This window comes from Streptomyces venezuelae ATCC 10712 (assembly GCF_008639165.1).
Lineage (GTDB): Bacteria > Actinomycetota > Actinomycetes > Streptomycetales > Streptomycetaceae > Streptomyces > Streptomyces venezuelae.
The window spans coordinates 3,141,569-3,150,218 of record NZ_CP029197.1 but is presented as its reverse complement, the minus strand read 5'-3'; the positions used below and the strand labels follow the sequence as shown (position 1 = coordinate 3,150,218).

At 69.7% G+C, this 8,650-nt stretch carries 13 protein-coding genes and 1 tRNA gene; 5 read left to right on the top strand and 9 right to left on the bottom strand.

Going from position 1 to position 8,650, the window contains the following annotated elements; translation table 11 throughout:
* Window positions 1–26: 26 nt before the first annotated feature.
* Together DEJ43_RS14390 and DEJ43_RS14385 are read left to right on the top strand one after the other, a co-directional pair.
* Window positions 27–111 (top strand) — tRNA-Leu (locus tag DEJ43_RS14390).
* 97 nt (window positions 112–208) lie between these two features.
* Window positions 209–1,495 (top strand): tyrosine-type recombinase/integrase, encoded by a 1,287-nt coding sequence (locus DEJ43_RS14385; RefSeq protein ID WP_015034093.1) that lies wholly within the window; start codon window positions 209–211, stop codon window positions 1,493–1,495.
* Window positions 1,496–1,577: 82 nt separating this feature from the next.
* On the opposite strand, the gene DEJ43_RS14380 is transcribed toward DEJ43_RS14385, so the two are convergent.
* Both DEJ43_RS14380 and DEJ43_RS37445 read right to left on the bottom strand, forming a co-directional pair.
* Window positions 1,578–1,844: a hypothetical protein gene (locus DEJ43_RS14380; RefSeq protein ID WP_041662481.1), complete on the bottom strand. Its 267-nt coding sequence runs from the start codon at window positions 1,842–1,844 to the stop codon at window positions 1,578–1,580.
* A 127-nt stretch (window positions 1,845–1,971) separates the two neighbouring features.
* Complete coding sequence (locus DEJ43_RS37445) at window positions 1,972–2,133, bottom strand: hypothetical protein (RefSeq protein WP_158506259.1); 162 nt, start codon at window positions 2,131–2,133, stop codon at window positions 1,972–1,974.
* A gap of 163 nt (window positions 2,134–2,296) precedes the next feature.
* On the opposite strand from DEJ43_RS37445, the gene DEJ43_RS14375 reads away from it, so the two are divergent.
* Both DEJ43_RS14375 and DEJ43_RS38535 read left to right on the top strand, forming a co-directional pair.
* Window positions 2,297–3,247, top strand: a complete 951-nt coding sequence (locus DEJ43_RS14375) for a helix-turn-helix domain-containing protein (RefSeq protein ID WP_015034090.1) — start codon at window positions 2,297–2,299, stop codon at window positions 3,245–3,247.
* A 110-nt stretch (window positions 3,248–3,357) separates the two neighbouring features.
* Window positions 3,358–3,600, top strand: a complete 243-nt coding sequence (locus DEJ43_RS38535; RefSeq protein ID WP_041662479.1) for a helix-turn-helix domain-containing protein — start codon at window positions 3,358–3,360, stop codon at window positions 3,598–3,600.
* A gap of 261 nt (window positions 3,601–3,861) precedes the next feature.
* On the opposite strand, the gene DEJ43_RS14365 is transcribed toward DEJ43_RS38535, so the two are convergent.
* The 3 genes from DEJ43_RS14365 to DEJ43_RS14355 all read right to left on the bottom strand — a co-directional run bounded on the left by DEJ43_RS14365 (window position 3,862) and on the right by DEJ43_RS14355 (window position 6,265).
* Window positions 3,862–4,341, bottom strand: a complete 480-nt coding sequence (locus DEJ43_RS14365) for a hypothetical protein (protein ID WP_015034087.1) — start codon at window positions 4,339–4,341, stop codon at window positions 3,862–3,864.
* 138 nt (window positions 4,342–4,479) lie between these two features.
* Window positions 4,480–4,923: a DUF6415 family natural product biosynthesis protein gene (locus DEJ43_RS14360; RefSeq protein ID WP_015034086.1), complete on the bottom strand. Its 444-nt coding sequence runs from the start codon at window positions 4,921–4,923 to the stop codon at window positions 4,480–4,482.
* A gap of 118 nt (window positions 4,924–5,041) precedes the next feature.
* Complete coding sequence (locus tag DEJ43_RS14355; protein WP_015034085.1) at window positions 5,042–6,265, bottom strand: helix-turn-helix domain-containing protein; 1,224 nt, start codon at window positions 6,263–6,265, stop codon at window positions 5,042–5,044.
* Window positions 6,266–6,526: 261 nt separating this feature from the next.
* Here DEJ43_RS14355 and DEJ43_RS14350 point away from each other — a divergent pair, with 261 nt between their 5' ends.
* Complete coding sequence (locus DEJ43_RS14350) at window positions 6,527–6,739, top strand: hypothetical protein (RefSeq protein WP_015034083.1); 213 nt, start codon at window positions 6,527–6,529, stop codon at window positions 6,737–6,739.
* Between the two features lie 44 nt (window positions 6,740–6,783).
* Here the strand turns inward: DEJ43_RS14350 and DEJ43_RS14345 are convergent, their stop codons facing one another.
* From DEJ43_RS14345 to DEJ43_RS14330, 4 genes are all read right to left on the bottom strand, one after another.
* Window positions 6,784–7,062 carry a hypothetical protein gene (locus DEJ43_RS14345; protein WP_051025879.1) on the bottom strand — a complete coding sequence of 93 codons (279 nt, stop codon included), beginning with the start codon at window positions 7,060–7,062 and terminating at the stop codon, window positions 6,784–6,786.
* Window positions 7,026–7,253 (bottom strand): hypothetical protein, encoded by a 228-nt coding sequence (locus tag DEJ43_RS14340; RefSeq protein WP_015034081.1) that lies wholly within the window; start codon window positions 7,251–7,253, stop codon window positions 7,026–7,028. The genes DEJ43_RS14345 and DEJ43_RS14340 overlap by 37 nt, the downstream gene beginning before the upstream one ends.
* Window positions 7,254–7,265: 12 nt before the next feature.
* Window positions 7,266–8,141 carry a peptidoglycan-binding protein gene (locus DEJ43_RS14335; RefSeq protein ID WP_015034080.1) on the bottom strand — a complete coding sequence of 292 codons (876 nt, stop codon included), beginning with the start codon at window positions 8,139–8,141 and terminating at the stop codon, window positions 7,266–7,268.
* A gap of 70 nt (window positions 8,142–8,211) precedes the next feature.
* Window positions 8,212–8,649, bottom strand: a complete 438-nt coding sequence (locus DEJ43_RS14330; RefSeq protein ID WP_015034079.1) for a hypothetical protein — start codon at window positions 8,647–8,649, stop codon at window positions 8,212–8,214.
* Window position 8,650: the final 1 nt, after the last annotated feature.

Sequence of the window (8,650 nt, the reverse complement as noted above, 5' to 3'; positions counted from 1 at the left end):
GTGCCAACGCGGAGCTTCGCGGCGACGCCCGGATGGTGGAATGCAGACACGGCGAGCTTAAACCTCGCTGGCCTTCGGGCCGTACCGGTTCGAGTCCGGTTCCGGGCACCAACGGCAATAAGCGCTCTACCTGCAAGGACGAGAGCCCCGCGCCCTAAAATCAACGCCCTGTGGGAACGTAGCGGGAACAGTGGTCTAGTGTCACGCCATGGCGAGCGTGCACCCGCGGAAGAACCGCGCTGGAGAGATCACCAGCTACCAGGTGAAATGGCGAGACGCGGCCCGTCGGCCCGGCGACCCCCAGTGGGCCACGGAGAAGTTCGACGGCGACGACGAGGGCAAGGCCTCGGCCGACATCTTTAAGCAGGCCGTTGACGAGGCCGGCCAGCGATGGCCTGCAGGATGGATCAAGGGGCGGGGGTACATCGTCCCCGAGGAGGCTGGCGACGACGGGGGCGACGCGCAGTACCGCTTCCGGGCCTACGCCACGAAGGTCATCGAGCTCAAGACCGGCATCGAGGAGCAATACCGCAAGGACTGCCTCCGCGAGCTTGAGATGTACATCTTCCCCACGTTCGGCGAGTGCGACGTTCGCAGCGTCGGGCACTTCTCCTCCGACACCATCCGCGGCTGGGTCCGAGTCCTGGAGCAAACGAAGGTGCGGAAGGGGCGCGGGCCGCTGAACCGCATGATGTCCCCGAAGACGATCAGGAACCTGCACGGGCTCCTGTCCAGCATCCTCAATGAGGCAGTCCGGGCCGAGCCGCCCCTGCGCGCCCGTAACCCCTGCGAGCGCACCAACCTGCCCCGCCGCGATGACGGCGGCACCGGGCCCGAGGACGAGGACATCGAGTTCCTCACCCCGCAAGAAGTGGCGGCCATCCGGGAGCGGCTCACCATCCGCCAGGACCAGCTGATGGTGGAGGTCAAGTACGGGACGGGACTGCGGTACAGCGAGCTCACGGCGCTCGCCCCGTACTGCCTCCTCGACTCCGACCCCGCTCGCGTACGGCTCCAGGTCCACCGGGCATGGAAGAAGGACGGCGAAGGTGGCTACTACGTGGGCATGCCCAAGTCCAAGCGGAGCCGGCGCACCATCCGGGTCAGCAAGTCCGTGATCGAGGCGCTGAACGAACTGCGCAGAACCGAGGAGCTGGACGACGACAGCCTGTTCTTCACGGGAGACCAGGGGCAGCGGCTGCACTACTCGACGTTCTACGACCGATGGCAGCGGGCGATCCGCAAGGCGAAGGAGGATGGGGTACTCCCGATCTACAAGCACCCGACCCCGCATGACCTGAGGCACTCGCACGCGGCAGCCCTCATCTCGGCCGGCCACTCGCCCACCTACGTGCAGCGGCGCCTCGGGCACGAGTCGATCAAGACAACGTCGGACCTGTACGGTCACCTGTTGCCCGAGACGGACGACGACGCCATGGAGACGATCGAGACGACGCTCCAGGGGGCGCGTCCTGCCCTCCGGGCCGTCGGCTAGGCGTAGAGGCTGCGGCGCACCGATGCCCCGGCGGTCGGGCCGTGAGGTACGGCCTCGGCTGACGGGGCATTGGGGGCGGGGGTCACCCCCACAAGAGCCAGGTGGCCGCCGTGGCGGTGACTGCTCCGATAGCGGCGCCAAGGATCACGCCGAGCTCGGGACGGCGCGTCCGGACTTGGTCCGCCTCGGTGGCCACGGCCGGCTCGCCGAGAAGGCGCTCAATGCGGAGGCACGCCACCTCGGCGCGCAGGTCGTCCACCTGCCCGCGCAGGGATCTAAATATGAGGGCAAGCGTGACGACACCGAGGGCCAGCACGCCGAGGACCGCTACGCGGACTACGTCCGTCATTTTTCCCACCTATCCCGGCACGGCCGGATCAGGTCTCCCCCCGTGCGCTCGCTGTGCACTCGGGCCGATAAGAAGGGCTCGCCCGTCATGTGGGGTTGACGGGCGAGCGACCAACGCGTGTTGCCGCTTATCCCCAGCCGGGGTCGTTCGTCGGCTCGCTGGGTGTCGGCGTCACGGTCGTAGTGACTTCCGGGGCGGAGCGGCCCCAACCCGGATCCGCCTGCGCGGTCGCGGTGACGCCCACGACGGCGGCGGCGGAAAACAGAACGGCCGTGACGATCTTGATCACTCTCTGTCCCATGCGCATCCCCTCCCTGTATCGATCACAAATCGAACGCACATACGCTCGCTTGACGTGAACCCTACGCTGACATGTGTGGATGGCGTATGCCAGCGCTTACATAGTGAAAAGTTGGACAGGTCCGAAAGAGGACAGAAAACAGGGGTGGGGTATGGAACTGGACGCCAGCCTTCGACTGACGCCGGAGGAGGAGGCGGCCTACCGGGATGTCGCCGAAGGGCACCCGGTTGAGGAGTCGGCGGCCCTTGAGCGGCTTCGCCAGCTCGGCCTCGTTCGAGACGTCGGGGGCAAGGTCGTCGCCCTGGATCCGAGGATGACGGCGCAGCACCTTCTCACCGGCTATCACGGGATGCTGGCTCGAACGCTCCAGATGATGAGTCAGGTCTCGCAGATCGAGGCTCTCTCTCGCCACTACGACCCTCAGCGCTACTTCGGAGGTCCGGCATCGGAGTTCGTCCGTAGCAGGCAGCTGATGAACGAGCGCATCGGGCACGCCCTCCTGGATGCCCAGGAGGGGCTGCTTACCGTTCAGCCCGGCGTGCCCAGCGAGCGAAACCCGGACGTTCTCCAGGAGGCCATCAGCCGTGCGCGCGCGCTCCTGGAGCGAGGTGTCATGGTTCGGTCCCTCTATCCGGCTGCCGCGCTGTCGCACGCGCCGACGATGGAATATGTCGACTGTGTCCTCGAAGGGGGCGGCGAGGTCCGCGTGGGCCGCGACCTCCCTCCCCGCATGGTTATCGCGGGCAGGGATCTTTTCGTCGAGAACCATGTAGTTCCGGCCGAGGTCGACTCCGGCTGGCACATCAAGGACGTGGCCGGCGCCGCGTTCGCGCGCTCGGTGTTCGAGGGCTACTGGGCCAGGGCCACCCCATGGCAGGAGGCCCGCGCGGCAGTCGCGGATGCCGTCACCACCCCGCGCCAGCGCATGATCCTCCGAGGCCTGGCCGAGGGGGAAACGCAGTCCGCCGTGGCTAAGGGGCTCGAAGTCAGCCACCGAGAGGTGGGGCGCGAGCTCGAGGCCCTGCGCGAGGGCCTGGGCCTGCGGTCCACGAATCAGCTGATGGTGTGGTGGGCGACGAGTCGAGACAAGGACGTGCCGTAGCAAGAGCCGCCTGCTGTCGGGCGGCTCGGGGGTGACGTGCGCCATCAAAGATCCAAAAATGCCTGGCTAGCCGTGCATACAAATGATCATGATGCGTTCAGTGTGGGCATGTGGTCCGCCCGAATTCAGCCCCTCCGCCCGACTGGGTCCTTGCCCGTCGAGCCGTGTTCGGTGCACGGGTACGGGACGCGCGGATGTACGCCAACCTGACGCAGCAGAGGGTTGGCGAGCTGTCCGGTCTCGCGCGCGCCACGATTCAGGAGATCGAGAGCGGCAGAGCCGCGCCGACCGTGGACACGGTCTTGCTCCTGGCGGACGCGATCGGTGTGCCCCCGGGAGTGCTGTTCGAGTAGCCCCGACCGGGTACGGTCCGGCCGGGGCGGGGGTGGAGCTACTACACGGCGGGCGAGCCGCTACCGGGGCACGTCTCGGTGCCGCTCCCGTTGCGCTGGTGCATCGTGGTCGGGGAGCCGGGCGGGGAGCCCACTCCCGCGCCGCAGACGGGGCAATTCCCCTCGCACATGCCGGGGTCGAATCGCCGCATGATCAGTCCTCCTCGTTAGGTGGTGCTGACGGTGGTGCGATGTGCACTCCCCGGACGGTGCCGGGGAGGGTCAGATGACGCCCTGGAGGTCGAATGCGCGGCCTCCGAGCGTCTGGCCCTGGCGGGCGGTGTGATGGAACAGGCAGAAGCCCCGCGCGCCGTCGTGGAAAACGACACCGAATCCCGGGTGCAGCGCGTCGCTGCCATACCCGGCCGCGGACGCGATTTGCTTGCTCCCCGAGTTCGTGAGCGCGGCGGCCAGGTAGTCCTGCAGGAGGGCCGGCGTCGTCGTCTTCTTCCCGTCCTCGAACAACTGCGGGTACGGGATCTCGGCCGGGGGCTCGCCCTCGACGGGGATCTCGGGTCCCTGCCACTGGTCGCCAGGGGCGGCGGCCGACGTGACGCCGATCCAGACCTGGGCACCGGTCGTGAGCGTGACGTGGATGCCCCGCAGGTGCTCCTTGCCGCGGTCCCACGGCACGGAGGACAGGACGTCGGGCGCGTCCGCCAGCGCGGAGACGGCGAACGCGTGGAATGTGTCGAGACGCATGATTCGTGATCTTTCGGTCGGTGGCAGCCGAGCCAGTCTAGGCAGGCGGGGCGGACCGTCAGGGAGCGATGCCCAGACAGAGGGCGGCGAGCATTCCGAGGACGATCAGGCAGTAGAGAGCCTGCCGCTGCCACTCGTTCACGGGGCGCTTGGGGCGAGCGGGGGCAGGCCCGGACGGCCGACGTACGGCGCGCGGGTCTCCGTCGAGGCCCGGTGGCTGCGGAGCGCCGTCACCATGGAGCGGGCGACCAGGGCGAGCTGTCTCGCGTACGACCACGTGCCGAGAGGGCCGTCGCCGGGCCCGTCGGCCTGGAGCGTGGCCCAGTCCCTCAGGGCGCCCTGCCCGCGCACCGGGCGCCGATGCATGGGCAGGGCCTCGATGGCCCTGGCGAAGTCGGCGCAGTGCGTCAGGAGCGTGTCGGTGAGCTGCGCGAGCGCCAGGGCGTCGAGGCCCTGCTCCGTGGTGAGCGCCCGACGGACGGCGATGAGGGCCTTGTCTTCGGCCTGCTCCTCGTCGGACGTGACGATCTGGAGGACGGGGGCGGTGAGACCACCCTCAATGGCGTGCTGTTGCTCGGGCATGCTGCTCCCTACCGTCGCTGTGTCCTGCGGGTGCAACGACGTTAGGGCGCAGGCGAGCTGACGAGAGGTAAGGCCCCTACCCCCTTGTCGGGGGGTAGGGTTCCTACCCCTTAAACGATCACACCGGGACGCCGAGTTCGAGGGCCAGGGTGTGGGCGTCCTCGCGCACCATGCGAGGCCCGGTCTTGGCCAGCTCGGGCAGGACCATGCGCGTGTGCATGTTGAAGCGGATGGTCTCGGGGGATTCGCGGTGCGCCTTCTGCAGGAGAGCGACCGCGGCGACTCCCTCGTCCCGCATGCCGTGAGCGCGGGCTGTCTCGATCAGGTGGTAGGAGCGGCGGGTGGCCGAGGGGATCCTGGAGACGTCGAGCGCCTCGGCGACCGCGAGGGCCTTGCCGGGCTGCATCAGGTCGTTATGCATGGTGAGCGCGTACGCGTCGACGACGCCCTGTCCGAAGATCAGCCACGGGTGGGCGTAGTCGGGGCCGAGGCGGCGGGCGGCCTCGTGTGCTCGGTCCCAGTAGCGCCAGGCCTGGCCCTCGCGGCCGATTTTGGCGTAGCTGAGGGCCACGGCCAGCTGTAGGAGTCCCCAGCGGGCCAGGTCCTCCTCGTCGTCCTGGCGGAGCAGGGCGGATGCCTGCTCGGCCAGTTCGACGCGGGCCTCCGCGGCCTCGTTGGCGTCGCGGTAGAAGTGGTTCATGTACCAGGCGGCGCCGGCCATCGCGCGCGGGCTGTCGGCGTCCTGCGCCGCGGTCATCGACCGGTCGCCGGTCAGCATGACGAGGTCGGGCGCCGGCTGGAAGGACAGGAACAGCTGGGCGAGGTGGTAGGCCTGCGCCTGAGCGACGAGGGCTCGGCGCCGGTCGGCGCCGTCGAGGACGCGGGCAGAGTGCTGCGTGTCGGCGAGCAGGTCGGGCAGGAGCGACGCCACGCGTGAGCGGTGGTCCCCCGTTCCGTGCCACAGCTTCCAGGCCTGCCGGATGCGAGCGGTCAGCGCGGCGGCTGGCTCGGGTTCCGCGTCCGTGGGCGTGAGGCGGTAGGTGGTCAAGGCCCTCTTGATTGCCGGAAGTTCGGCGTGCGCTGCCTTGGTGTAGGTGGCGGCGGCGATCCGGTCATCGCCTGTGAGGTCGGCGATGTCGCATTCGTAGATGGTGGCGAGGCGCATGAGCATGGGCAGGCGGGGCATTCCGATCGTGCCGGTCTCGATGCCCTTGACCCACTCGGCGGACCGGCCGGCCAGGCCACCGGCGACGGGGCGGGTGAGGCCCGCGCGGTCGCGGGCCATCCGGGCGCGGTGGGCGAATGTCTCAGGGGCGAGTGCGGGGCTGTGCTGCTCGGGCATACTGGGCTCCGTCCGTTCTGACCTAGACACTCAGAACGCTACTCCCCTGTGGTGAAGGGGGAATGACGAATGCGCCCCCTGTCCGGCTCATGGCCGGGCAGGGGGCGCATTCGCGGGTTACGGGGGCCTTGCCGGGCGCCCAGGCGCTCGATGCGGCCTGAGCCGACCGACGGATCGTCCCTCCGTCGGCGGGCGGAAAGGGCTGTAACGGAGGCAGGGGCCGGGCGTGCGTCCTGCGGGGAACTGGTGCAGCCTGAGGACATGAGCGATGCGCCGATAGTCGTGCACCGGCCGAGCCCAACCGGCGGCCGCCGGGTGACGATACGAGACCAGATCTACGGCCTCGCTCACAGTGACGACCATGTGGTTGAGTTCCTCCGCCGCGCGGGGCTCCCCGACGCGGAGGCCCTCCTCGACGACCCCCGGTGGGTCGAGTGGCGGGGCGGCCGGGCTCACCTCTACGAAGCCGCGTAACGCCGCGAGCGCCCCCTCCGCCCGCAGGCGGAGGGGGCGCGGTGTTAATTCTGGACGAGTTGGTAGATGAGGCCGGCGAGGGCGACGAGGACCGCGAGCGAGGGCAGTGGCCAGCGGGAGCGCTCCAGCGTGTCGAGTCGGCTGTCGTGGTCGTCGAGCCGCTTGTCGGTCTGGTCGCCGCGCTGGACCAGGAGCGCGAGGGAGCCGTCGGTCCGGGCGAATCCCGCCTCCATGGTGCCGCGCAGCTTTTCCAGCTCCAGGGCCACGTGCGCGGACTCCGACGGTGTCACCCGCGTGCCTCCGGCTCGTCGGTCCGGAGCCATCCGGGGAGCAGGCGCTGCACTCCGGGGAGCGCCATCACGCGGGCGAACCCGCCGGCGACCGCGAGGGCTCCGGCGACCCACGGGAGGGCCGCGGGGATGCCGGAGGCGTCGACGATCGCGGGGAGTACGACGGCGAGGCCGAGCGCGGACTGGAGGATGGTGCGCGCGGTGCGCTTGGTGGTGTCGTGCATGGTGGTGTCCTTTCAGGAGAAGAGGAGGTGCCAGGTGAGGGGCCCGGGGTACCCGTCGGCGTCGCCGCGGAGCTCGGTGCGGGAGCGCTGGAAGTCGGCGACGTTCAGCCGGTCGGCCTCGCCCCACTGCCGGGACGGGCCGACGCGGTAGTGCTTGCCGAAGCCGCGCTTCACCAACTGGCGGCCGAGCTGCTCGATCGCAGCATTGGACTGGCCCGGGCGGAACGCCTCGCGGCCGGGGAACGGCGGCCGCTTGGCGGGCGCGGGCGGGGTCGGCTTCTTCGGCGGTACGGGCTTGAGGTCGAGGCGGTCGGCGATCCGGTCGCGCATCGAGTCCATGGAGAAGCCCTTGGGGTCCGACTTTCCGGGCTGCCACTCGAGGTGGCCGATGACGGACCGCTCGCCCCAGCCGTACGCCCGGCAGATCGCGGCCGCGGCTTTCTCGATCGCCTCCAGCTGGACGGCGGGCCACGGGTCCGTGCCGTTGCCGAGGTTCTCGCACTCGAACCCGTAGAAGGAGCGGTTGCCGTCCGTGTCGGCCTCGTCGTCGGTGGGCACGGGCCGTTCGGCGATGACGGCCTGGAGGACGTCGCCGTCGCCGGATCCGGCATGGTTCGCGCGGCCGGCGGAGAGCAGGTGCACGACGCCGTCCTTGGCGATGACGCCGTGGCAGAGCGGGCCCGGCAGGCCTGCGTAGCCGTCGTGGCAGATCCGCACGGTGGTGGCGGTGCCCTTGGTCACGGTGTGGTGGATCATCACGCCGTGCACCGGGCCGAAGGGGCCCATGTGGTTGCGGTTGTGGGTGCGCCATCCGGGGTGCTCGACGACGGTGACGCCCTCGGCGCGCAGCGCGGCGAGGAGTCTGTCGGGGGTGAGTGGTGTGGCCATGGTGGGGACCTCCAGGTACGACGAAAGCCCCGGCCGGAGGCGCGGGGCGGGCGGTAGAGCGGAGTACGCGTCAGATGGGGGCGTCGATGAACAGGCCGTCCAGCAGCACGCCGTTGGTGGTGTTTCCGGCGCCTGTGGGTACGCCGACCTGGAGCAGGCCGCCGGTCGAGATGGCGGCGCGGACGCCGAAGAAGCCGGTGCTGCCGCCGGTCACCTGCCAGCCGTGCTCGAACGCGGGTCTGAATCCCACGTTGAATGTGAAGGCGGTGGTGTTCACGTTGGCCACGATCGTTCCGGAGGTCACGGCGAGCCGGCCTTCGTACTCCCAACGCTCCTGGCCGAGGATTCGCAGCTTGCGCATGCGCGGGGTGTACGACGCGGCGGAGAACCCGCTGGCGAACGAGCCGATGGCGGCGAAATCGGTCCACGGCATCGTCTCCTCGATCAAGAGGGAGTTGAACTTCGCCGCGGTGAGGGTCTCGCCCGCGAACGTGGGCGTGTAGACCATG

Bases quoted from the DNA above. Each gene is read 5' to 3' on its own strand.
- DEJ43_RS14330 (WP_015034079.1), bottom strand. From the start codon at position 8,649: ATGGTCTACACGCCCACGTTCGCGGGCGAGACCCTCACCGCGGCGAAG.
- DEJ43_RS14350 (WP_015034083.1), top strand. From the start codon at position 6,527: ATGAGCGATGCGCCGATAGTCGTGCACCGGCCGAGCCCAACCGGCGGC.
- DEJ43_RS14365 (WP_015034087.1), bottom strand. From the start codon at position 4,341: ATGCGTCTCGACACATTCCACGCGTTCGCCGTCTCCGCGCTGGCGGAC.
- DEJ43_RS14375 (WP_015034090.1), top strand. From the start codon at position 2,297: ATGGAACTGGACGCCAGCCTTCGACTGACGCCGGAGGAGGAGGCGGCC.
- DEJ43_RS14340 (WP_015034081.1), bottom strand. From the start codon at position 7,253: ATGCACGACACCACCAAGCGCACCGCGCGCACCATCCTCCAGTCCGCG.
- DEJ43_RS14380 (WP_041662481.1), bottom strand. From the start codon at position 1,844: ATGACGGACGTAGTCCGCGTAGCGGTCCTCGGCGTGCTGGCCCTCGGT.
- DEJ43_RS14335 (WP_015034080.1), bottom strand. From the start codon at position 8,141: ATGGCCACACCACTCACCCCCGACAGACTCCTCGCCGCGCTGCGCGCC.
- DEJ43_RS14345 (WP_051025879.1), bottom strand. From the start codon at position 7,062: ATGGCTCCGGACCGACGAGCCGGAGGCACGCGGGTGACACCGTCGGAG.
- DEJ43_RS14355 (WP_015034085.1), bottom strand. From the start codon at position 6,265: ATGCCCGAGCAGCACAGCCCCGCACTCGCCCCTGAGACATTCGCCCAC.
- DEJ43_RS14360 (WP_015034086.1), bottom strand. From the start codon at position 4,923: ATGCCCGAGCAACAGCACGCCATTGAGGGTGGTCTCACCGCCCCCGTC.
- DEJ43_RS14385 (WP_015034093.1), top strand. From the start codon at position 209: ATGGCGAGCGTGCACCCGCGGAAGAACCGCGCTGGAGAGATCACCAGC.